This window comes from Streptomyces pseudovenezuelae (genome assembly GCF_029892565.1).
GTDB classification, from domain to species: Bacteria; Actinomycetota; Actinomycetes; order Streptomycetales; family Streptomycetaceae; genus Streptomyces; species Streptomyces pseudovenezuelae_A.
On sequence record NZ_JARXVH010000001.1, the window covers coordinates 276752 to 299971 of the forward strand.

Here is a 23220-nt window from a genome sequence, read left to right on the forward strand (position 1 = left end):
CTTCCGCCGTTTATCCACACTCAGGACAAAGTTCGTGGGATCCCGGTCATAGGTATTGGCGAGTCATGCAAAGGGGTCTAGCTTCCTTGCCGTTGCCGCTGTGACCGAGGAGGTGCCCATGCACTTACGAGGGTTGAGCACAAGAGGCGTCAGAAGACGGGCCTGGGCGGCCACCGTGACCGCCGGGGTCGTCACCGCCGGACTGCTGTCGGGACCCGTCGCGAGCGCGCGGCCAGCCCCGGAACCGTCCCCGACAACGATGTCCGTCAAGTCGCCCCCGGGCGGCCCGAATGTGCGGGTGCTGGTCTTCTACGGCTCCGCGGCGGCCGGGGACGAGTCCCCCGTCGTGAACGCCGGGATCGGGGCGATCGAGCAGATCGGCCTCACCGGACCCGCCGAGCAGCGTTTCGAGACCGAGGCCTCGGACGATGCCTCGGTCTTCACCGACGAGGCCAGGCTGGGCAGTTACAACGCGATCGTGTTCCTGACCGGTGGCGGTGACGTCCTCGATCCGGAGCAGGAGGCGGGCCTGGAGACGTACATGGAGGCGGGCGGCGGCTTCGTCGGCGTCCATGACGCGGCCCGCGCGGAGCCGTACTCGGACTGGTTCACCGGTCTGGTCGGCGCCCGGCCGGCCGCCTCCAGCCCGACCGCCGTACAGCGGGCCGTGGTCGAGGTCGGCGACCGGCAGCACCCGGCCACCAAGGATCTGCCGCTGCAGTGGAAGCGGCCGGACCAGTGGCCGAACTGGGTGAAGAACCCGTCGGGCGACGTGCACACCGTGGCGCGGGTGCGCGAGTCGACGTATCAGCCGGGGGCGAGTGCCAACGGCTGGGACCACCCGGTCAGTTGGTGCCGTGACTACGACGGCGGACGGTCCTTCTACACCGGTATGGGCGGCACGGTGTCGTCGTACGACGAGACGGAGTTCCGCGCCCATCTGCGGGGTGCGCTGCTGTGGACCTCCCGGCTGGTGCGGGCGGACTGCAAGGCGACGATCAACGGCAACTACAAGGCGGAGCGCCTGACCCAGGCCAACCAGCCCGGTCAGAACGACCAGATCGGCGAGCCGCACGGCCTGGTCACCGCGTCCGACGGACGCGTGCTCTACATCGGCCGGGGCGGCGCGGACTCCTCGCAGCCCGTGGTCACCGACTGGAACAACCCGGACGTCGGCAAGGGCAAGGGTCAGATCCACGTCTACGACCCGAAGACCAAGAAGGTCACGCTGGCGGGCGAGTTGACGGTCTTCGGCAACAAGGGCGGCGGCGACGAGCTGGTCAAGGTCGAGGAAGGCCTGCTCGGCATCACGCTCGACCCGCGCTTCGAGCAGAACGGCTGGGTGTACCTGCACTACACGCCGCACTCGCAGCTCAACCGCGACACACAGATGGCCGAGCGGCGGGTCTCCCGCTTCACACTCGACCTCACGACGAACAAGCTGGACCTGGGCAGCGAGAAGGTACTGCTCAAGTGGCCGGTGCAGGTGCACAGTTGCTGCCACGCGGGCGGCGGGATGGCCTGGGACTCCAAGGGCAACCTGTACATCGCGACCGGCGACAACAACTCCAGTGGTTTCAGCGACGGTTACTCCGGCAACAACCCGGCGCCGAACTACAAGGGCGTCTCCTTCGCCGACGCGCGCCGCACCGCCGGCAACACCAACAACCTCAACGGCAAGATCCTGCGCGTCCACCCGGAGTCCGACGGGACGTACACCCTCCCGGCGGGCAACCTCTTCACCGGCCAGGAGACCGACGAGGGCGGCGGCAAGACGCGAGGCGAGATCTATGTGATGGGCGTCCGCAACCCGGCGCGCATCTTCGTCGACCAGCAGACCGACACCCTCTACGCGGGCTGGGTCGGTCCGGACGCGGGCGCGCCGTCGACCACGTGGGGTCCGGCCAAGTACGACACGTTCGCCGTCATCACCAAGGCGAGCAACCGGGGTTGGCCGTACTGCATGGGCAACAAGCAGCCCTACCGGGACCGCAATCTGCCCGATCCGACGAAACCGCTGGGCTGGTACGACTGCGACCACCCGAAGAACGAGTCACCGAACAACAACGGGTTGGTCAACCTCCCGCCGGTGACCGGCAACAACATCTGGTACTCGCCGCAGGGCGGCGCACCGGACTACCCGCGCGACGCGAGCGGCATCCCCTCGTACAAGCAGGAGGAGGCCAAGTATCTGCTGCCGTGGCTCAAGGGCGGCGGCCAGGCGGCCATGAACGGCCCGGTCTACCGGTACGACGCGGCGAGCACCAGCGAGACCAAGTGGCCCTCGTACTGGGACGGCAAGTGGTTCGTCGGTGACTTCTACGACGCCGACCAGCCGCGCAACGCCGTGCTCACCGACCCCAAGACGCAGGGCGACGGCGGTCTGCCGGTGCACTCGGAGTCCCTGAAGAAGATCGTGCCGATCGGCAACGACGGCATCAAGAACCTCATGGACTGGAAGTTCGGTCCGGACGGGGCGCTGTACGTCCTCGACTACGGGCGCGGCTTCTTCACCTCGGACGCCAAGTCGGCGCTGTGGAAGGTCACTTACACCGGCGGCGGGGCGACCCCGGCCGCGAACCGACTGGCGAGGGGAGGGCAGTGATGCGGCACCTTCTACGGCAACGGAGAGTCTGGGCGGCCCTGTTGGCCACCATGCTGATGATGCTGGGCCTGCAGACCACGGCAGGCGCCCAACCTGAGCGTGCCACACGGGCGGCCGCGGCCCAGACGCTCACCTGGACCGCGGGCGACGACATCACCAAGTACGTCTCGGCGCCCACGACGGCGGTCGCCGGTACGGCGACGATCGTCTTCGAGAACAGCGTGGCGACCGGCAACACCATGGGAATGCCCCACACGTTGACGTTCGCGACGTCGGACCCGGAGTTCAACAGCGACGTCGAGCTCAACATCCTCGCCAATCCGAACGACGCGCAGGGCGGCCTCCACACCGCGGAGGTCACGCTCACCCCGGGCCGCTACTTCTACCACTGCACGATCCCGGGCCACGGGCAGATGCAGGGCATCCTGGTGGTGACCGAGGGCACCGGCGAGGACACCACCGCGCCCGAGACCTCGGTCGACGTGACCGGGACGCAGAACTCGCAGGGCCAGTACGTCGGTTCGGCGAGCGTGGCGATCGCCGCGAGCGACCCGGGCGGTTCGGGCGTGGACCGGGTCGAGTACGCGCTGGGTGACGACGGCGCCTGGCTGCCGTACACCACCCCGGTCGTGGTGGACCAGGTCGGCGCGCACAAGGTCCGCTACCGGGCCTCGGACAAGGCGGGCAACGTGGCCGCCGAGAAGAGCGTCGAGTTCACGGTCGTCGCGCCGCCGACGGACGACACGACCGCGCCGGAGACCTCGGCGACGGTCAGCGGGGAGAAGAACCCCGAGGGGAACTACCTCGACATGGCCACGGTCACCGTCTCGGCCTCCGACACCGGGTCCGGCGTCAACACCATCGAGTACGCGGTCGACTCCGGTGCCTGGCAGGCCTATTCGGGGCCCGTGATGGTGCATCAGCTCGGCACGCACACCGTGCGCTACCGGGCCACCGACAAGGCGGGCAACGTGGCGGCGGACAAGAGCGTCACGTTCACCGTCGTCGCGCCGCCCACGCAGGACACGACCCCGCCGGTGACGGGCGTGACCGTCGGCGGGACGCGCAACTCCGACGGGGCGTACGTGGGCAACGCCAAGGTGACCGTGAGCGCGGCCGACGAGGGTGGCTCGGGGGTCGCGGGCATCGAGTACTCGCTCGACGCCGGGCCCTATCTGGCCTACGGCGGGCCCGTGGTGGTCGACCGGGCCGGTACGCACACGGTGGCCTACCGGGCGAGCGACAAGGCGGGCAACACCTCCCAGCCGCGGACCGTGAGCTTCACGGTGGTGGCCGGCGGCGGGGTACCCGCGCCCAACTGCCCCGAGTTCGACGAGCGGTTGACGGTCATCGTCGGCACGGTCGACTCAGGCGTCCCCAACCGGGTCACCAACAACCGGTGCCGGATCAACGAGTTGATCGAGGACGAGAAGGAGTGGACGTCCCACGCGCTGTTCCTCAAGCACGTGAAGACGGTCCTCGACAAGCTGTTCAAGGAAGGGGTCGTCGACGAGCGCGAGTACGACACGATCACGGAGGCCGCCGAGGAGTCCGGGATCGGCAAGCCGGGGCAGACCGAGGGCTACCGGACGATCTTCGACGGCACGGCGGGTTCCCTCGCCAAGTGGGAGCAGGTCGGCGGCGGTTCGTTCGGTCTCAACGGCGACGGCTCGATCACCAGCGGCACCACGTCCGACGGCCTGGGCATGCTCTGGTTCCCGCAGCGCAAGTACGGGGACTTCTCGCTGAAGCTCCAGTGGCGTGACGACGCGCCGGGCACGGGCAACGCCAACTCCGGTGTGTTCGTGCGGTTCCCATGGGTTCACGGGAACCCGGAGGAGCCCCGGCCGGAGTGGGCCGCCATCAAATACGGCCACGAGGTGCAGGTGTTCGACCGGCCCGACGGCGACCTGTACAAGACCGGCTCGATCTACGGCTTCGACCGGGTGGGACTCGCCGGCGCAGGCGTCACCCAGAAGGGCACCTGGAACGACTACGAGATCCAGGTGGTCGACCAGCACTACTCGGTCTACCGCAACGGCGTCCTGATCAACGAGTTCGACAACATCGGCGGCCAGGACTTCTACCCGCCGCGCTCGGACGACCCGGGCACGGACGGCCGGCGGTTCGCCTCCGGCTACGTCGGACTGCAGGTGCACAGCACGACGGACGTGGTCTCCTACCGGGACATCCGGATCAAGGAGCTGCCGTAGCCGTAGAGCCACGGATGTATCCATAGCGTCCGTGGGAGGCGCCCCGGCCGGGACTACTCGGCCGGCGGCGCCTCTTTCTTCGCCCTACTCGGCTGCACCCGCTTCGGCTCGCCCGGCATCTTCGGGTACTCCGGCGGATAGGGCAGGTCGGCCAGCCCGTGGTCGTGTTCGTCGCGTCGGGCGAGTTCGAGCAGGGCGTCGAGGGAGTAGCGGTGGTCGTCCATGTCCGCGTGCACGTCGCCGAGCTGGGCGAAGCGCGCGGGCATCGTCGCGAGGTCGAAGTCCTGCGGGTGCGCGGTGCCGACCTCGTCCCAGCGCAGGGGCGCCGACACGGGGGCGTGCGGGCGGGGACGTACGGAATAGGCGGAGGCGATGGTGCGGTCCCGCGCCGTCTGGTTGTAGTCGACGAAGATGCGCTCGCCGCGCTCCTCCTTCCACCACTTCATGGTCACGTGGTCCGGCATCCGGCGCTCCAGCTCCCGGCCCACGGCGATGGCGGCGCGGCGGACCTCGGTGAAGGTCCAGTTCGGCTCGATCGGCACGAAGACGTGCAGACCGCGCCCGCCGGAGGTCTTGGGGAAGCCCTTCAGACCGCCGAACTCGTCGAGGACGGCGCGCAGTTCGTGGGCGGCGCGGACGGCGTCGTCGAAGTCGGTGCCGGGCTGCGGGTCGAGGTCGATGCGGAGTTCGTCGGGGCGGTCGACGTCGTCGCGGCGGACCGGCCAGGGGTGGAAGGTGAGCGTGCCGTACTGGGCGGCCCACAGGACGGCGGCCTCCTCGGTCGGGCACATCTCGTCGGCGCTGCGCCCGCTGGGGAAGGCGATGTGGGCGGTCGGGATCCAGTCGGGCATGTTCTTGGGCGCCCGCTTCTGGAAGAAGTTCTCGCCGGTCACGCCGTCGGGATAGCGCTCCAGCGTGGTGGGGCGGTTGCGCAGGGCGCGCAGGATGCCGGGGCCGACGGCGATGTAGTAGTTGGCCAGGTCCAGCTTGGTGAACCCGCGCTCGGGAAAGAAGATCTTGCTCGGGCTGGACAGCCGGACGGTACGGCCGCCCGCTTCCAGTTCCACCGCTTCGCCCATGCGGCCACGGTAGGCGCACCTCGGGTCCCACGCACACCGGGCGGCAGGCTTCGTATGAGAGCAGAATCGGTGCCATGGACCTGCCGGTGATGCCACCCGTGAAGCCGATGCTCGCCAAGTCGGTGGCGAGGATCCCGCCCGACATGCAGTACGAGGCGAAGTGGGACGGGTTCCGGGCGATCGTGTTCCGGGACGGGGCCGACGTCGAGATCGGGAGTCGTACGGGCAAGCCGCTGACCCGGTACTTCCCCGAGCTGGTGGCGGCGCTCGCGGAGCGGTTGCCGCCGCGGTGCGTGCTGGACGGGGAGATCGTCATCGCCCGGGACGGCAAGCTCGACTTCGACGCGCTCACCGAGCGGATCCACCCGGCGGACTCCCGGGTGCGGACGCTCGCCGAGCGGACCCCGGCGTCCTTCGTGGCCTTCGACCTGCTGGCGCTGGCGGACGAGTCGCTGCTCGACGTGCCGCTCGCGGACCGGCGGGCGCTGCTCACCATGGCCCTGTCGGGGGTGTCGGCGCCCGTGCACGTGGCGCCGGCGACCACCGACATCGAGGTGGCCCGGCGCTGGTTCGACCAGTACGAGGGGGCGGGCCTGGACGGCGTCATCGCCAAGCCGCTCGCCCTGCGCTATCTCCCCGACGAGCGCGCCATGTTCAAGATCAAGCACGAACGCACGGCGGACGTCGTCGTCGCGGGCTACCGCCTGCACAAGAGCGGCCCGATCGTGGGCTCGCTGCTGCTCGGCCTGTACGACGACCAGGGCACCCTGCAGCACGTGGGCGTGTCCGCCGCGTTCCCGATGAAGCGGCGGGCCGAGCTGATCGACGAGCTGGAGCCGCTGCGCATGGCGGACGTCGAGAGTCACCCGTGGGCGGCCTGGGCGCAGGAGGCCGCGCACGAGACGGCCCGGCTGCCCGGCGCCCCCAGCCGCTGGTCCGGCAAGAAGGACCTGTCCTGGGTGCCGCTGCGCCCCGAGTGGGTGGCCGAGGTGGCCTACGACCACATGGAGAACGGCGCCCGTTTCCGGCACACGGCCCGCTTCCGCCGCTGGCGCCCGGACCGCACCCCCGAGAGCTGCACGTACGCGCAGTTGGAGGAGCCGGTCGGGTACGACCTCGCGGAGATCTTCGGCCCCCAGGACTGAGGGGATTCCGGCCGAGCACACAACAGGGCTCCTACAGCCGGGGCACGAGATCCGACATCACGGCGCGCGGCAGCGACGGGTTGGCGGCCGCCGCTTCCGCCACCTGCCACTCGGCGTCGGTGAGCAGGTCCACGATGACCGGCACAGGGAGCGCCGGATGGCCGGCGGCTATGGGCCTCGCCTGTCGGTCCGCCAGGCAGGCGAGCAGAGCCTGGGCCGTCGCGTTCCGGTGCCGTGCGATTTCGCGGAACGCCTTCTGCACTGATGGTTCGTGCCGGGTGAGGTCCTCCAGCAGCGCCGGACTCGCGTCCGGGTTGGTCGCCACCTTGGCGAGGACCCGGACTCCGTGCCGGTCGACCATGGCGCGCAGTTGGGCCTCGGACAGGCCCGGGTGCGGGGCGACGGACTTGACCACCTTCGCGTCGGGATCGGCGGCCAGCGCGTCGCGGAACTCAGGCCGCAGATCGCGTCGTTGGGCCACGAGCATGTGCGCGGCCGGGTGCGGCGACCGGGCCAGCTCCTGGACCTCGGCGGGAGACGCGGCGGCGATTCGCGGCAGCAGGGTGGCGCCGATCTTCGTCGCGCCGGCCAGGTGGACGAGCACGTCGAGCGGTACATGCCGGTTGTGCGCGAGGCTGCGCCGCACGTCGTGGCCGCCGTCGTCGGCCAGGGTGCGGATCAGGGCCTCCTCAATCGCGGGATTCCCGGCGAGATCGGCCCGGACACCGGGAACGGGGTCCGCGGCCAGCCGCCCGTACACCTCCGGGGGCAGGTCGGAGCGGGCGGCGAGCGTCCAGCGCAGGATCATCGAGGGATGGTCCACGAAGCCGACGACGGCTTCGGCGGGAGTCGCCGGGTTCCGCAGGGCCGCCACCTGCACCTGGTGCACGGAGGACTCGTGGGAGCCGTCGCAGGAGGCGCCCGGCAGCAGATCGCAGTCGGGCCGCTCGCAGTGCGGATCGTGCACGAACGGCGTCGCCTCGCGGTCGTAGACCAGGCACCGTCGCGCGGGAGGCAGCCCCTCGCCGGTGATGAGCGCCGCCAGTACGTCCGGGGGCGTCGCCTCGTTGGCCGCCACCGCGCGCCGGACCTCGGCATGCGGATGCTCCGCGAGCCCCGCGGCCACGTCCGCCGTGGTCCACCGCGCGAGTTCCGCGACGACGCGTACGTCCGGGTCCGCGGCGAGCGCCTCCACCACCTCGGCCGGGAGGCCGGAGCAGGCGGCCAGCTTCTCCCGGCGCTCCACATCCGGATCCGCCGCGAAAGGACGCGCCCACTCCGGACTCCCGGCGCCCTCGTGGAGCAGGGCGAGGGCAGCGTGCGGCCGTGCCCCGGGATCCACGTCGGCGGCGGTCAGCCGGCCCTCGCACGCGAGCCGCGCACCGCTCTCCTCGACGCGCGAGAGCAACGCGACCGCCTGCGCACGGCTGAGGTCCGCCCGACCGGCGAGGTCCACGGCGATGTCGTCATCCGCGATCGCGATCAGCCGGTCGACCAGCTCGGACGGCAGGGCCGCGTTGGCGGCGAGCCCGCACAGGACAGGGTTCACGGAGGGCATCCTGCCCGGACCGTGCCCGATCGGCTCAGGATTTTCACGCCACCGGGCTGTCGGTGACACCGGGGCACGCCAGGGCAAGGACTGAGCCGATCGCGGCCGGGCACAAGGCCCTGGGCAATCACCACGGACGACGACCTGCGGCCGATCGGCCCATTGGACGCGCGCAATCGTCATCGAGGGGGTATGCGCAGCAATGAACTTATAAGCGCACAATCGATGACACAGGATGTGGTGCCACGGTGGGCAAGGGACGTACGGCGCGCACACGACGCGCCTCGACGACGGTGGCGCTGCTGGCCGCCACGGTGACGGCGGCGCTCGCGGCCGGCTGCACGGGAACGCACAACCCGGTGGACGACGGACGCGGACAGCTGCGGACGCCGGTCCCGACCCCCAGCAAGAGCGCCGAGAAGACCGCCGACACCGGCTCCGTACTCGCCGTGAAGATCGACAACGTACGCGCGGCCCGCCCGCAGACCGGACTGCGCGCCGCGGACGTCGTCTACGCCGAGCAGGTCGAGGGCGGTCTGAGCCGGCTGATGGCGGTGTACGCGACCCAGTTCCCGAAGTCGATCGGGCCGGTGCGCAGTGCGCGCGAGTCCGATCTGGAGCTGCTGCGCCAGTACGACGACCCGACGCTCGCCTTCTCCGGGGCGCAGCACAAGCTGCTGCCGCTGATCGACAAGGCGCCGCTGCGGGCGGTGCCGCCCGAGGACGCGTCCGACGCCTACTTCCGGGGCACCGACAAGGCGGCCCCGCACAACCTCTATCTGCACCCGTCCAAACTGATGCCCTCCGCCCCGGGCGCGGACGCGCTGACGAACGGCTTCCGCTTCGGCGCGGCCCCCTCCGGCGGCACGAAGGAGACCTCGCGGACCGTCCGCTACCCGTCCGCCTCCTTCACCTTCAACTGGTCGGCGCGCAGCCACCGTTGGCTGGTCTCGATGGACGGCACGCCGACCGTGACGACCGACGGGAAGCGGGTGGCACCGGCGACGGTCGTCGTGCAGTACGTGAAGGTGCGCACGTCCCGCTTCCACGACGTCCTCGGCAACAACACGCCGTACACCGAGACGGTGGGCTCCGGCACGGCGCAGGTGCTGCGCGGCGGACGGGCCTACGACGTCGACTGGAAGCGCGACAACGCCAAGGACGGCACGGAGTTCACGACGAAGGACGGCTCACCGGTGAACTTCGCCAAGGGCCAGGTGTGGGTGGTGTTCGCGAAGGCGTCCTGACGGGCGACCGGACCGGCCCCGGCACTCAGCGCTGTGTCACGAGGGGTTCCGTCGGGTTGCGGAGCCCCTCGGCCGCGTCGGCGACCCGCTGGATGAGGTCGCAGAACACCGTCTGCTCCGCGGCCGACAGCGGCGACAGGAAGACGCAGTTCATCCGCGCCGTGCGCACGCTCAGCTTGCGGTGGGTGCGCTCGCCCTCGTCGGTGAGGCGCAGCAGGAACCGGCGGCCGTCCTGCGGGTCGCGCACCTTGTCCAGCAGCCCGCGCCGGCCGAGCCGGCTGATCACCTCGGCGATCGTGGACCGGTCGAGCCCCACCCGCTCCCCCACGGTCCGCTGGTCCAGGCCCGGCTCCTCGACGAGCGCGTTGAGGACCGCGAACTGCGGCGAGGTGATCTCCTCCGAGACCATCGTGTTCCACAGCAGGTAGTGCGCCTGCTGCAACCGCCGGGCCAGATGCCCGGGGTGGGTGGTGAGGTCCAGCGCGGCCATGTGCGCCCCCGAGGTCGAATTCGTCTGTGCACTGACGATACCTGCGGTTTTCCCAAGTGTCTCCATGGCTGCGCCTCCTGTTGGCCCGGCACTTCTCCCAGCTCTTGACGCCGCACCCGACCAGTGGCAGCGTGAAGGAAACTTCACTACATCGCTCAGTGCCCTGATTACCTCCGGACGAGATGGAGCTTCGCGGATGGACAAGGTGGTCCCCACAGCCTCCGAGGCGGTGGCCGATGTGCCGGACGGCGCGACGCTCGCGGTCGGCGGCTTCGGACTGAGCGGTGTGCCGAACGTGCTGATCCAGGCCCTGTACGAGCGCGAGGTCAGCGGTCTCGGCGTGGTCTCCAACAACTGCGGCGCCATGGAGTCCGGCCTCGCGGTGCTCCTCGCGGCCGGCCGGATCGCCCGGGTGACGGGCTCGTACATCGGCGCCAACAAGGAGTTCGCGCGCCAGTACCTGGCCGGCGAGCTGGAGGTGGAGCTGATCCCGCAGGGCACGCTGGCCGAGCGGCTGCGGGCCGGCGGCGCCGGCATCCCCGCGTTCTACACCCCGGCGGGCGTCGGCACCCAGGTCGCCGAGGGCGGACTGCCCTGGCGCTACGACGGTGAGGGCGGGGTCGCGCTCGCCTCCCCGCCGAAGGAGGTGCGCGACTTCGACGGCACCGAGTACGTCCTTGAGCTGGGCATCCGCACCGACTTCGCGCTCGTGCGGGCGGCGAAGGGCGACCGGCACGGCAACCTGGTCTTCAACAAGTCCACGCGCAACTTCAACCCCCTCGCGGCGACGGCGGGCCGGATCACGATCGCCGAGGTCGAGGAGCTGGTCGAGCCCGGCGAGATCGACCCGGACGCGGTGCACCTGCCGGGGATCTTCGTACAGCGGGTGGTGGCGCTCACCCCCGAGCAGGCCGCCGACAAGCGGATCGAGCAGCGGACGGTGAGCAGCTGATGGCCTGGACACGCGAGGAGATGGCGGCCCGCGCGGCCCGCGAACTTCAGGACGGGCAGTACGTCAACCTCGGCATCGGCCTGCCGACGCTGATCCCCAACTACCTCCCGCCGGGCGTGGAGGTGATCCTGGAGTCCGAGAACGGCATCCTGGGCACCGGCCCCTACCCGACCGAGGACCAGGTCGACCCGGATCTGATCAACGCCGGGAAGGAGACCGTGACGGTCCTGCCGGGTGCCTCCTTCTTCGACTCGGCGCTGTCCTTCTCGATGATCCGGGGCGGGCACATCGACGTGGCCGTGCTCGGCGCCATGCAGGTGTCGGCCGCCGGCGACCTGGCCAACTGGGCCATCCCCGGCAAGCTGATCACCGGGATCGGCGGGGCGATGGACCTCGTCCACGGCGCCCGCTACGTCATCGTCGTCATGACCCACACCGCCAAGGACGGCTCCCCGAAGATCCTCTCGGAGTGCGCCCTGCCGCTCACAGGCAAGGCGTGTGTGAACCGAGTCATCACCGACCTCGGCGTGATCGACGTGACCGAGGACGGCCTGGTCCTCGTCGAGACCGCGCCCGGTGTGAGTGTGGACGAGGTCACCGCGAAGACCGACGCGAAACTGACCGTCCCGGAGGTTCTGCTGTGAACTCGGTTTACATCGTCGACGCGGTCCGCACCCCGATCGGCCGCTACAGCGGCGGCCTGGCGAGCGTCCGCCCGGACGACCTGGCCGCGCACGCCCTGCGCGAACTCCTCGCCCGTACGCCCGACCTGGACCCGGCCCGCATCGAGGACGTCTACTTCGGCAACGCCAACGGCGCCGGCGAGGAGAACCGCAACGTCGCCCGCATGGCAGGCCTGCTCGCCGGGCTGCCCACCTCCGTGCCGGGCGTGACCGTCAACCGGCTGTGCGCCTCAGGCCTCGAAGCCGTCATCCAGGCGGCCCGCGCCATCGCGGTGGGCGACGCCTCCATCGTCGTGGCGGGTGGCGTCGAGTCGATGACCCGAGCGCCGTATGTGCTGCCGAAGTCGGACCGGCCGTTCCCCGCCGGACACACCGAGCTGTACTCGACCACCCTGGGCTGGCGGATGGTCAATCCGAAGATGAACCCGGAGTGGACCATCCCGCTGGGCGAGTCCGCCGAACTCATCGCCGACAAGCACAAGATCAGCCGCGAGCAACAGGACGAGTTCGCGCTCGCCAGTCACCAGAAGGCGGCCGCCGCACAGCAACATGGCCTGTTCGACGCCGAGTTGGCGCCCGTGCCGGTCCCGCAGCGCAAGGGCGACCCGGTCTCCTTCGCCGCCGACGAGTCCGTGCGGGCCGACGCCTCCCTGGCGGCGATGGCCCGGCTCAAGCCGTCGTTCCGCGTCGAGGGCGGCACGGTCACCGCGGGCAACGCGTCGCCGCTCAACGACGGTGCCGCGGCGCTGCTGTTGGTGGACGAGGAGGGCCTGAAGGCAACGGGTCGCGAGCCGCTCGCCCGGGTGTCCGCCACCGGTGTGAACGCGCTCGACCCGCAGTACTTCGGACTTGCCCCGGTCGAAGCCGTGAACCGGGCACTCGCCAAGGCGGGCAAGGGTTTTGACGACCTGTCAGTCCTCGAACTGAACGAGGCCTTCGCCGCCCAGGTGCTCGGATGCGTCGCCGAATGGCCCGAGTTCGACCCCGCGATCCTCAACCCGCAGGGCGGCGCCATCGCCCTCGGCCACCCGCTCGGCGCCTCGGGTGCCCGTCTCGCGGGTACCGTCGCCCACCAACTCGCCCGCAAGGGCAGCGGAGTCGGTGTCGCGACCCTCTGCATCGGCGTGGGTCAGGGACTGGCCCTCGTACTCGAACGCTAGGAACAGGAACGCCGGGAACCCCCATGACTCTCACCCAGCAGGACATCGACCAGGAGATCGCGGCCGAGCACGCCGCCTACGAGAAGCGCGTCGCCGACGGCGCCCCCGTCGAGCACCATCCGCGCCGCGACTACGCGCCGTACCGTTCCTCCGTGCTGCGCCACCCGAAGCAGCCGCCGGTCGCCATCGACGTCAGCCAGGACCCGGAGTTGGTGGAGCTGCGCTCCCCCGCCTTCGGCGACCGCGACATAACCGAGATCGACAACGACCTCACCCGGCACCACCGGGGCGAGCCGATCGGCGAGCGGATCACCGTGTCCGGACGGCTCCTGGACCGCGACGGCCGGCCCGTCCGGGGCCAGCTGATCGAGATCTGGCAGGCCAACTCGGCCGGCCGCTACGCGCACCAGCGCGAACAGCACGACGCCCCGCTGGACCCGAACTTCACCGGCGTCGGCCGCACGATCTCCGACGCCGACGGCTCGTACCGCTTCACCACCATCCAGCCGGGCCCCTACCCCTGGCGCAACCACGTCAACGCCTGGCGCCCGGCCCACATCCACTTCTCGATGTTCGGCACGGCGTTCACGCAGCGGCTCGTGACGCAGATGTACTTCCCCAGCGACCCGCTCTTCCCCTACGACCCGATCATCCAGTCGGTCACCGACGACGCGGCACGCCAGCGCCTCGTCGCGACGTACGACCACAGCCTGTCCGTGCCGGAGTTCTCGATGGGCTACCACTGGGACATCGTGCTGGACGGCCCGAATGCCACCTGGATCGAAGAAGGACGCTGACCCGCCATGACGAAGATCGACACGAGCCGTCCGGACTCCGTCCTGCCCACCCCCTCGCATACGGTCGGCCCCTTCTACGGCTACGCGCTCCCCTTCCCCGGCGGCGGTGACATCGCGCCCGTCGGCCACCCGGACACGATCACGCTCCAGGGATACGTCCATGACGGCGAGGGCACCCCGCTGCCGGACGCGTTCGTGGAGCTGTGGGGCGCCGACCCCGACGGGAACGTGCCGGACACCGACGGCTCGATCCGGCGCGACCCGGCGACCGGCGGCTATCTGGGCCGCAACGGTGTGGAGTTCACCGGCTGGGGGCGGATCCAGACGGACGCCGACGGCCACTGGTACGCGCGGACGCTGCGGCCTGGGGCGCGGGGGCACAGCGCGCCGTACATCAGTGTGTGCGTATTCGCGCGCGGGCTGCTGGTGCACCTGTTCACCCGGATATACCTGCCGGGCGACGAGGCCGCGCTGGCCGCCGACCCGCTGCTGTCCCGGCTGCCGGACGAGCGACGCGACACGCTGATCGCCACGGACCAGGGCAACGGGACATACCGTTTCGACATCCGCCTTCAGGGCGAAGGCGAAACGGTCTTCCTGGAGTTCCAGTGACACCTGTCGACCCCGACACCGGCCTGCTCACCCCCGGGTGGGCAGGCTCCCCGGCCGCCTCCGCGACCGGCGACACCGCGTACCTGCAAGCGATGCTCGACGCCGAGGCCGCCCTGACCCGGGCCCAGGCCGGGCTGGGCCTCGCCCCGGCCGAAGCGGCGAGCGCGGTGGCGGAGGCGGCCGACGCCGACCGCTTCGACGTACGCTCCCTCGCCGAGCGGGCCCGGGCCGGCGGCAACCCGGTCATCCCGCTCGTCGCGGACCTGACGAAGGCGGTCGGCGAGGAGTACGGGCCGTACGTGCACCGGGGCGCGACCAGCCAGGACATCCTGGACACGGCCACGATGCTGGTCGCGGCACGCACCCTGGACCTCGTCCTTGCCGACCTCGCCCGCGCCGAGCGCGCACTGGCCCGATTGGCCGCCGATCACCGGGACACCCCGATGCCGGGCCGCACGCTCACCCAGCACGCCGTCCCGACGACGTTCGGGTTGAAGGCGGTCGGCTGGCGATCGCTGATTCTCGACGCACGGGACCGGATCGAGACGGTACGCGCCGGACTCCCCGCCCAACTCGGCGGCGCGGCAGGCACTTTGGCCGCCTTCACGGCGTACGGCGCCCAGGATCCGCAAGCCGTCGTGGCGGCCTTCGCCCGGGAACTGGGCCTCAAGGAACCCCTCCTCCCCTGGCACACCCTCCGCACTCCGATCGCCGATCTCGCCGGCTGTCTGGCCTTCGCGGCCGGAGCGCTGGGCAAGGCGGCGGCGGACGTGCTCACCCTCGCCCGGACGGAGATCGCCGAGGTCACGGAGGGCAGCGGTGGCGGTTCGTCCGCCATGCCGCACAAGGCCAATCCCGTACGGTCCACGCTGATCGCCGCCGCTGCCCGGCGGGCGCCGCAGCTCGCGGCCACGCTGTACGGGTCGCTGGTGGCCGAGGACGAGCGGCCCGCCGGGGCCTGGCATGCCGAGTGGGAGCCGCTGCGGGATCTGCTGCGGCTGGTCGGCGGGGCCGCGCGGGACGCCGCCGAACTGGCGGAGGGGCTGCGGGTCGACGCGGCGGCCATGCGGGAACACCTCGCGCTGACCCACGGGTTGATCGTCTCGGAACGGCTCTCCGCCGAGTTGGCGCCGGTGCTCGGCCGGGCTCGCGCCAAGGCCCTGCTCACCGAGCTGGCCAAACGGGCGTACAGCCAGGGCCGCCCGCTCGCCGAACTCCTCGCGCAGGAGCCCGAGTTGAAGGACGTCGACCTCGACGAACTCACCGACCCCGCCCGCTACACCGGCTCCGCCGGAGCCCTCACCGACCGTGCCCTGGAGCGACGTTGACCGTCCAGATCCTCAACTACCGCACCGAGGGACCCGCTTCCGCTCCCCCGCTGCTGCTCGGGCCCTCGCTGGGCACCTCGTACGCCCTGTGGGACAAGGTGGCGCCCGAGCTGTCCGTCACCCATCGGGTGGTGCGCTGGGACCTGCCCGGACACGGCGGGTCGGCGGCCGGTCTGATCGGGCCCGGCGCGACCGTCGGTGATCTCGCCGATCTGGTGCTGGCGCTCGCCGACTCGCTGGGGATCGAGCGGTTCGCGTACGCGGGGGTGTCGCTGGGCGGTGCGGTCGGGCTGCAGCTCGCCGTGGATCATCCGGAGCGCGTCGAGTCGCTGGCGGTGATCTGTTCCTCGGCGCACTTCAACGGCGCCAAGGCGTGGGAGGAGCGGGCCGAGCGGGTCCGTCGGGAGGGGCTGGCGTGGCTCGTGGAGAGCGCGAACGCCCGTTGGTTCTCAGGTGACTTCACCGTGCCGGAGCTCGTCCGGGACCACGCCGAGGCCGACCCCGAGGGCTATGCCGCGTGCTGTGACGCGCTGGCCGCCTTCGACCTGCGCGACCGGCTCGGCGAGATCTCCGCGCGGACCCTGCTGATCGCCGGCCGCGACGATCCCGCGACCCCGCCCGCGCAGCTGCGGGAGATCGCCGACGCGGTGCCGGGCGCCGCGCTCGTGGAGATCCCGGGGGCCTCGCACCTGGCGCCCGCACAGTGCCCCGAGGCCGTCCTCACGGCGCTGCGGGCGCACCTCGACGGCGGCGCCAAGCGGGGCATGGCGGTACGGCGCGAGGTGCTCGGGGACGCGCACGTGGACCGGGCGCAGGACCGGCAGACGCCCTTCACCGCGCGCTTCCAGGACTTCATCTCGCGCTACGCCTGGGGCGAGATCTGGACCGACCCGACGCTCACCCGCCGCGAGCGCAGCATGATCACGCTGACCGCGCTGGTCGCGCACGGGCACTACGACGAGCTGGCCATGCATGTGCGGGCGGCCCGGCGCAACGGGCTCACCCCGGAGGAGATCGGGGCGGTGCTGCTGCAGACGGCCGTGTACTGCGGGGTCCCGGCGGCGAACTCGGCCTTCGCGACCGCGCAGCGGGTGCTGGCGGAGGAGGACGAGTGACGGTGACGAGGGTGTCCCTGGTGGTCGTAGCTTCAGCAGTGCCTCGCGGTTCTCTCCCCCGCAGGCCTACCGTGGGGGTATGTCCACGCTTCTGATCACCGGTGCCACCTCCGGTCTCGGCCGGTACCTCGCCTTCGAGCTGGTCCGTGCCGGACACGTCGTCCTCGCCCACGGCCGCGACCGGGGCCGCACGGAGAGTCTGGTCGAGGAACTGCGCACCGAGGGCGACGCCGAGGGGTTCGTCGCCGATCTGGCCTCGCTGGCCCAGGTGCGCGAGCTGGGCGGGCAGGTCGCCGCCGCGCACCCCGACCTCGACGTGCTGATCAACAACGCCGGAGTGGGCGGCGGTGCGCCCGACGGCGGCCGGGAACTGAGCGCCGACGGCCACGAACTCCGGCTCGCCGTCAACTTCTTGGCGCCGGTCGCGCTCACCCGCGCCCTGCTGCCCGTGCTGCGCGCCAACCCGCCGGCCCGGATCGTCAACGTCGGCTCGGCGGGCCAGGAGCCTCTCGACCCCGAGGATCCCGAGTTCACCCGTGGGTACGGCGGCTTCGCGGCGTACTGCCGCAGCAAGTTCGCGCTGGCCGCGTACACCTTCACCCTCGCCGAGGAGCTGGCCGGCACGGGCGTCTCGGTGAACGTGCTGCATCCGGCGACCTTCATGGACACGGCGATGGTGCGCGAGGGCGGGGTGACGCCCTGGAACACCGTCGCCGACGGCGCGCCCGGCGTGCTGGCCCTGGCGACCCGGGAGTCGGGCACGGGCGGCTACTTCGACGGCACCCGTCCGGCGCGGGCGCACGAGGAGACGTACGACCCGGCGGTGCGCAAGCGGCTGTCGGCGGTGACCGATCAGCTGCTGACGCTCTGACCCGTCGCGGCCCGCGCGCGGTGCTCGGCTCGCCCCGAGAACGGTGCTCAGCGCAGCCCGCGTCCCGTGTCCAGCACCTCCCGTGCCTTCGTCGCCAGTCCGTCGGCGCCGCACGAACGCGCCAGTGTCAGGCCCCGGTTGAGCTCGGCGACCGAGCGGGCGGCGATGCCGTACTCGACCCGGGCCGCCGCGTGTTCGTACTGGCAGGGCGAGGCCTCCAGATAGGCGACGGCCTGGGCGGCCAGGCGTACCGCGCGCTGGCCGGTCTCCAGGGCGGCGGCGCAGCGCAGGGCCTCGCCGATGGCCGTGTCGGTGCCGAAACGCTCGGCGCGGCGGCGGACGTCGCTGACGAGCCGGGCGGCGCGGACCGGGTCCTCCGTGGCGAGCGCGGGGGCGAGGTCGAACGCCCAGGGGACGAGCACCGGGTTGTGGTGGCCGCGGGCGGTCGCGGCCTTCTCGGCCTGCTCCAGTTCGTTGATCGCGTCCTTGGTGCGGCCGACGGCGAGCAGCAGCCGGCCGCGCACGGAGCGCGGATCGGGCAGCACGATGGTGGAGGGGTACGGCGGTGCGAAGCCGTACTGTTCGGCGATCGCCCAGGCCTCGTCGACATGGCCGCGGGCCAGCAGCACGTCGACCAGGTTGCAGGTCGCCGACCAGTACAGGGGCAGTCCGCGGCCGACGCGCTCGGCGATCCGCAGCGATTCTCGCAGGGAGGACTCGGCCTCGCGGAGCCGGCCGCGCCTGCGGTGTCCGAGGCCGATGTAGGCGTGGGCCAGGGAGAGGTGGCCGCCGCTCCAGCCGGCCGACTCGTAGGCGCGCAGGGCCTCGTTGTAGAGGGACTCGGCGCGGTCGAGGCGGTCGCTGTAGGCGTAGGCACCGGCGAGCATCATCAGCAGTTCGATGCCCCACTCGGTGTCGGTCCAGCCGAGGCCCGGGGCGAGGCGGCCGTTGACGAGGGAGCGGTCGCACAGCTCGACGACCTCCTCCGCGTTCTCGCCGTGGGTCATGGCGTCGAAGCCGCGCAGGATGAGCAGGGCGCGCTCGGAGTTGTCGCGCCCTGTGCAGGTCGCGGCGAGTTTGGCGAGCTGCTCGGAGCGCCCGGGTGAGCTGGCCTCGCCGGCGTGGATGCCCTCCCACATGAAGTGCACGGCCTGCAGCCGCAGTCGGGCGGGGCCGTCCTTGTGCCGGGCGGTCTCCGCCTCGACCGTGCGGACGGCCTCCTCCAACTGGTCGTTGTGGAGCAGGGCTTGGGAGAGGCGGTAGACGGCTTCCACGCGGGTGTCGCTGTCGAGGCCGGGCATCGCGAGGGCCGTCTGCAGGTGAGTGATGGTCCGGGCGGGCGCGGTGAGGAGGGTGGCGCAGCCGAGTTCGTAGAGCACGAGGGCGTGCACCTCGGTGACGGGCGGTTCCACCAGGGCGCGTTCGAGACAGCGGCGGGCCGCGTCGGGGGCGCCGACGGCGAGGTGTTCGCGGGCTGCCTCGCGCAGTTGCTCGACGAGTTCCTCGTCGCTGTCCGGGTGGACCTGGAGGAGATGGCGCGAGGCCATGGCGGCGCCGAACCCGTAGTCGGTGACGACCTTGGCGGCGATGCCGTGCATGGCGGTGCACAGGGCGTCGGGGATGGAGTTGTAGATGGCCGTGGCCATCAGCGGGTGGAAGAACTCCAGGTCGCCGTCGCCCACTTGCTGGTTCGCCGGGTCGGGTTCGGTCAGGATACGGGCGGCGAGCAGGAGTTCGGCGCAGCGCGCCGCGTCCTCGTACTCCAGGGTGGCGAGCCTGGCGACCAGTCCGACGGAGATGCCGGTGCCGAGGATGGCGGCCGCCCAGGCGAACCGGGTGGCGTCGATGCCGAGTTCTTCGAGGCGGGCGACCAGGCCGCCGCCGCGCGCGGAGCGGTTGAGGGCGCGCAGTTCGGCGGCGGCGCCCTCGGTCGGCGCCAGTTCGCTGTCCTGCACCTTGGCGAGGAGTTCGACGGTCTCGTACGGGTTGCCGCCGGTGACGGCCCAGACCTCGCGGCAGAACGGGGCGTCCGCGTGCGGGCCCAGGGTGGCGCGGGTGAGGCCGGCGGTGGCCGACGGGGTCAGGGCGCTGAGGTCGTCCAGGGGGCGGCCCGCGGCGGCGACCGTGTCGAGGTGGCGGGCGCTCTCGCCGGAGACCTCGCCGTGGCGGTGGGCCACGACTAGCAGGACGGAGAGGTCGTCGAGGCGCTCGGCGAAGGCGGCGAGCCAGCGCAGGGTCTCCTGGTCGGCCCAGTGGGCGTCGTCGATCAACAGCACGAGGGGCCAGTCGCGGCGGGCCAGCCTGCGCACCGCGGCGACCAGTCCGTCGCACACGCCCTGCGGGTCGGCCCGGCGCTCGCCCGGTTCCGCTATGCCGAGGGCGGGTCCCGCGATGTCGTACCAGTCACCGAGGTACTCGCGGGCCTCCTCCGGCATCAGCGACAGCAGCGCGGGCTGCAGCAGTTGGCGTACGACGTTGAAGGGGACGGACCGCAGGGTCTCGCCGCCGCGCGCCGCCCATACGGTGCAGCCGCGTCGCTCGGCGATGCGGCGGGTCTCCGCGAGCAGGGCGGTCTTGCCGATGCCTGCCTCGCCCCGGATCACCAGGAGGCTGCCCGCGGTCGAGTTGTCGGACTTCAGGGTGTCGATCGTCCGCTCGACGGCGGCGACTTCCTCCTCCCGCTCCCAGAGGGAGTCCGAGGGCACTGCCTCCGTCATCCCGCTACCTCCCCAAGTCGCCCGAACGACGTACAGCCCTTGAGCGTAGCCGCAGGAATGCCGAAGTGGAGGCGGGTCCGGGCAGCTGTTGCCGTGATGGGTGACGGTGGGTTCGCGCGGTCGACGCGCCGGAGCGGTGACCTGCCTGTGTTGGAGTAACAGACAGTCAAAGGCGTTCAAATGACGTTGATTTTCGGACAACGCCCCACGGCGAAGGGCTCGGCTGCGCTACGGGCGCTGGCTGCGGGGTCGGTGGGCAACTTCGTCGAGTGGTACGAGTTCGGGGTCTACGGATACTTCGCGACCGTCGTCGCGGCGCGCTTCTTCACGCCTGCGGGCGGCGGTGAGGCGCAGGCGCTGGTGCGGACGTACGCGTCGTTCGCGCTGGCGTTCTTCTTCCGGCCCGTCGGCGCGGCCGTGTTCGGGCGGCTGGGGGACCGGATCGGGCGCCGTCCGGTGCTGATCCTGGTGATCGTGCTGATGACGGGCGCGACCACGCTGATCGGCGTGCTGCCGACGTACGCGACGGCGGGTGCCCTGGCGCCGTGGCTGCTGACGTTGTTGCGGGTGGTTCAAGGGCTCTCCGCGGGTGGGGAGTTCGGGGGCGCGGTGGCGGTGATGACGGAGTTCGCGCCGCCGGGCCGGCGCGGGCTGTACGGAGCGTGGCAGTCGTTCACGGTGGCGCTGGGGTTGCTGGCCGGAGCGGGTATGGCTGCGGTGCTGGGCTGTTTGCTGACGGAGGCTCAACTGGGCGACTGGGGCTGGCGGGTGCCGTTCCTGCTGACCCTGCCGATGGGGCTCGCGGCGCTGCGGCTCAGGCTGCGGCTGGACGAGACGCCCGCGTTCGTCCGGGAGGCCGCGGCCGTGCGACCGCCGCCGCGTGAGGTGGCCGGCGCGATCGCCCTGGGGGCGGGGCGGGTCATGGGCTGGGCGGCGGCCGGGTACACCTTCCTGGTCGTGTTGCCCTCGTATCTGCAGAGCACGCTGAACGCGTCCTTCCAGCAGGCACTGCTCGCCACCGCGCTGGCCAATCTGGGGTTCGCGGCCACGATCCTTCCGGCGGGCGCGCTCAGCGACCGGATCGGGCGGCGGCCGGTGATGCTGACGGGCGCGCTGCTCGTGGTGGTCCTCGCACTGCCGCTGCTCAACCTCCTTCAGGACACGGCGACTTCGCACGCGGTGAAGGGGGCGGCGCTGTTCGGCGCGGGCGCGGTGGTGGGGCTGATGGCGGGACCGGGACCGGCGATGCTCGCCGAGCTCTTCCCGACGAACGTGCGCCATACGGGCCTGGGACTCGCCTACGCCCTGTCGAATGCCGTGTTCTCGGGCTGCGCCGGGCTCATCATCACGGAAACCGTCGAGCGGACGGGGAACGTCGACATCCCTGGGTACTACGCGGCGGGGACCTGTGCGGTGAGCGTGCTGGCGTTGGCCGGGACGCCGAAGAGAAATACGCCGGAGAGAAAGGCGAGTTGAGCGGATGCGGGTGATCGGCCTGATGTCGGGCACGTCCTACGACGCCATCGACGCGGCGGCGGCCGAGCTGAGCCTCGCCGACGACAGCCTCGTACTGAAGCCGCTCGGGATGGTGAGCGAGCCGTACGACGAGGAACTGCGGGAGGCACTCGCGGCCGCCCTTCCACCGGGAACCTGCTCACTGGCCGAGGTATGCCGACTGGACACCCGGATCGGGCAGGTCTTCGCGGCGGCGGCCGTCCGGGCGGATCGCGAACTGTGCGACGGGGAGGCCGAGTTGGTCGCCTCGCACGGACAGACCGTCTACCACTGGGTCGAGGGCGGCACCGTCCACGGCACGCTCCAGCTGGGGCAGCCGGCCTGGATCGCGGAGGCGACCGGGCTGCCGGTGGTCGCCGACTTCCGGCCCCGGGACATCGCCGCGGGCGGTCAGGGCGCGCCCCTGGTCAGCCTGGTCGACCTGCTGTGGCTGCGCGGCCGGCCCGGTACGCCGGTCGCGCTCAACATCGGCGGCATCGCCAACCTCACGGCGCCCGACGGCACCGCCTTCGACACCGGTCCCGGGTGCGCGCTGATCGACGCGGCGGCGAGCGGGTTCAGCGGCGGGCGGTTCGCGTACGACGTCGACGGGGCGGTGGCCGCCCGCGGCCGGGTGCACGAGCCGTTGCTGCGCCGGCTGCTGGCGGAGCCGTACTACGCGCTGCCCGCGCCGAAGACGACGGGCAAGGAGCTGTTCCACCTCGGGTATCTCCGGGACGCGCTGGCCGGGTTCGGGACGCTGCGGGCCGAGGACGTGGTCGCCACCCTGACCCGGCTGACCGCCGAGACGGTCGCGGACGCCGTGCGCTCCGTGGGCGGCACCGAGGTCATCGCCTCGGGCGGCGGCATCCGCAATCCGACGCTCATGGGAATGCTGGCCCAGCGGCTGCCCGGGGTGGCGGTACGCACCTCCGACGAACTGGGCCTCCCCTCGGACGCGAAGGAGGCGTACGCCTTCGCCGCCCTCGGATTCCTGACCGCGCACGGCCTGCCCGGCACCGACCCGGTGAGCACCGGGGCACGGCACGCGAGCGTGCTCGGTTCGATCACGCCCGGCAGGGACGGTTGGCGGCTGCCGCGTTCCGGGGCGCGGGCGCCGGTGCGGCTTGTGGTCGCCTGACGAGCGGGTCGCGGCGGACCCA

General features: G+C 71.6%; 18 protein-coding genes. 14 read left to right on the plus strand and 4 right to left on the minus strand.

The annotated features are described in order from the left end of the window. Positions 1-118: 118 nt before the first annotated feature. Both M2283_RS01315 and M2283_RS01320 read left to right on the plus strand, forming a co-directional pair. Positions 119-2605: a ThuA domain-containing protein gene (locus tag M2283_RS01315; RefSeq protein ID WP_280874031.1), complete on the plus strand. Its 2487-nt coding sequence runs from the start codon at positions 119-121 to the stop codon at positions 2603-2605. Continuing rightward, positions 2605-4818, plus strand: a complete 2214-nt coding sequence (locus tag M2283_RS01320; RefSeq protein ID WP_280874032.1) for an OmpL47-type beta-barrel domain-containing protein — start codon at positions 2605-2607, stop codon at positions 4816-4818. Before M2283_RS01315 ends, M2283_RS01320 begins: the two co-directional genes overlap by 1 nt. 53 nt (positions 4819-4871) lie before the next feature. Here M2283_RS01320 and ligD read toward each other — a convergent pair whose 3' ends face one another. After that, a complete protein-coding gene (ligD, locus tag M2283_RS01325) occupies positions 4872-5897 on the minus strand; it encodes a non-homologous end-joining DNA ligase (RefSeq protein ID WP_280874033.1) in 1026 nt (341 codons plus the stop codon). A 74-nt stretch (positions 5898-5971) separates the two neighbouring features. Here ligD and M2283_RS01330 point away from each other — a divergent pair, with 74 nt between their 5' ends. Then, a complete protein-coding gene (locus tag M2283_RS01330) occupies positions 5972-7042 on the plus strand; it encodes an ATP-dependent DNA ligase (protein ID WP_280874034.1) in 1071 nt (356 codons plus the stop codon). A 31-nt stretch (positions 7043-7073) separates the two neighbouring features. On the opposite strand, the gene M2283_RS01335 is transcribed toward M2283_RS01330, so the two are convergent. Then, positions 7074-8591 (minus strand): hypothetical protein, encoded by a 1518-nt coding sequence (locus M2283_RS01335; RefSeq protein ID WP_280874035.1) that lies wholly within the window; start codon positions 8589-8591, stop codon positions 7074-7076. 248 nt (positions 8592-8839) lie between these two features. Between M2283_RS01335 and M2283_RS01340 the strand changes: the two genes are divergently transcribed. Beyond that, on the plus strand, positions 8840-9838 hold the full coding sequence (locus tag M2283_RS01340) for a DUF3048 domain-containing protein (RefSeq protein ID WP_280874036.1): 999 nt from the start codon (positions 8840-8842) through the stop codon (positions 9836-9838). A 25-nt stretch (positions 9839-9863) separates the two neighbouring features. Here M2283_RS01340 and M2283_RS01345 read toward each other — a convergent pair whose 3' ends face one another. After that, on the minus strand, positions 9864-10328 hold the full coding sequence (locus tag M2283_RS01345; protein ID WP_280874037.1) for a MarR family winged helix-turn-helix transcriptional regulator: 465 nt from the start codon (positions 10326-10328) through the stop codon (positions 9864-9866). Between the two features lie 196 nt (positions 10329-10524). Here M2283_RS01345 and M2283_RS01350 point away from each other — a divergent pair, with 196 nt between their 5' ends. The 8 genes from M2283_RS01350 to M2283_RS01385 all read left to right on the plus strand — a co-directional run bounded on the left by M2283_RS01350 (position 10525) and on the right by M2283_RS01385 (position 17846). Continuing rightward, positions 10525-11280 (plus strand): CoA transferase subunit A, encoded by a 756-nt coding sequence (locus M2283_RS01350; protein ID WP_280874038.1) that lies wholly within the window; start codon positions 10525-10527, stop codon positions 11278-11280. Continuing rightward, positions 11280-11924 carry a CoA transferase subunit B gene (locus M2283_RS01355; protein WP_280874039.1) on the plus strand — a complete coding sequence of 215 codons (645 nt, stop codon included), beginning with the start codon at positions 11280-11282 and terminating at the stop codon, positions 11922-11924. The genes M2283_RS01350 and M2283_RS01355 overlap by 1 nt, the downstream gene beginning before the upstream one ends. Next, positions 11921-13123, plus strand: coding sequence for a thiolase family protein (locus M2283_RS01360; protein ID WP_280874040.1), 1203 nt, complete (start codon positions 11921-11923; stop codon positions 13121-13123). The genes M2283_RS01355 and M2283_RS01360 overlap by 4 nt, the downstream gene beginning before the upstream one ends. A 23-nt stretch (positions 13124-13146) precedes the next feature. Further along, positions 13147-13920 (plus strand): protocatechuate 3,4-dioxygenase subunit beta, encoded by a 774-nt coding sequence (pcaH, locus tag M2283_RS01365; protein ID WP_280874041.1) that lies wholly within the window; start codon positions 13147-13149, stop codon positions 13918-13920. Between the two features lie 6 nt (positions 13921-13926). After that, entirely contained in the window at positions 13927-14532 is a 606-nt protein-coding gene (gene pcaG, locus M2283_RS01370; RefSeq protein WP_280874042.1) for a protocatechuate 3,4-dioxygenase subunit alpha, read from the plus strand. Then, on the plus strand, positions 14529-15860 hold the full coding sequence (gene pcaB / locus M2283_RS01375) for a 3-carboxy-cis,cis-muconate cycloisomerase (RefSeq protein ID WP_280874043.1): 1332 nt from the start codon (positions 14529-14531) through the stop codon (positions 15858-15860). The genes pcaG and pcaB overlap by 4 nt, the downstream gene beginning before the upstream one ends. Beyond that, complete coding sequence (gene pcaD, locus M2283_RS01380) at positions 15857-16975, plus strand: 3-oxoadipate enol-lactonase (protein WP_280874044.1); 1119 nt, start codon at positions 15857-15859, stop codon at positions 16973-16975. Before pcaB ends, pcaD begins: the two co-directional genes overlap by 4 nt. A 79-nt stretch (positions 16976-17054) precedes the next feature. After that, on the plus strand, positions 17055-17846 hold the full coding sequence (locus M2283_RS01385) for an SDR family NAD(P)-dependent oxidoreductase (protein ID WP_280874045.1): 792 nt from the start codon (positions 17055-17057) through the stop codon (positions 17844-17846). Between the two features lie 47 nt (positions 17847-17893). On the opposite strand, the gene M2283_RS01390 is transcribed toward M2283_RS01385, so the two are convergent. Further along, positions 17894-20563, minus strand: a complete 2670-nt coding sequence (locus M2283_RS01390; protein ID WP_280874046.1) for an ATP-binding protein — start codon at positions 20561-20563, stop codon at positions 17894-17896. A gap of 180 nt (positions 20564-20743) precedes the next feature. On the opposite strand from M2283_RS01390, the gene M2283_RS01395 reads away from it, so the two are divergent. After that, a complete protein-coding gene (locus M2283_RS01395) occupies positions 20744-22039 on the plus strand; it encodes an MFS transporter (protein ID WP_280874047.1) in 1296 nt (431 codons plus the stop codon). Between the two features lie 4 nt (positions 22040-22043). Further along, the gene (locus M2283_RS01400) at positions 22044-23198 is read left to right on the plus strand and encodes an anhydro-N-acetylmuramic acid kinase (RefSeq protein WP_280874048.1); all 1155 of its coding nucleotides are present in this window, start codon (positions 22044-22046) and stop codon (positions 23196-23198) included. Positions 23199-23220: the final 22 nt, after the last annotated feature.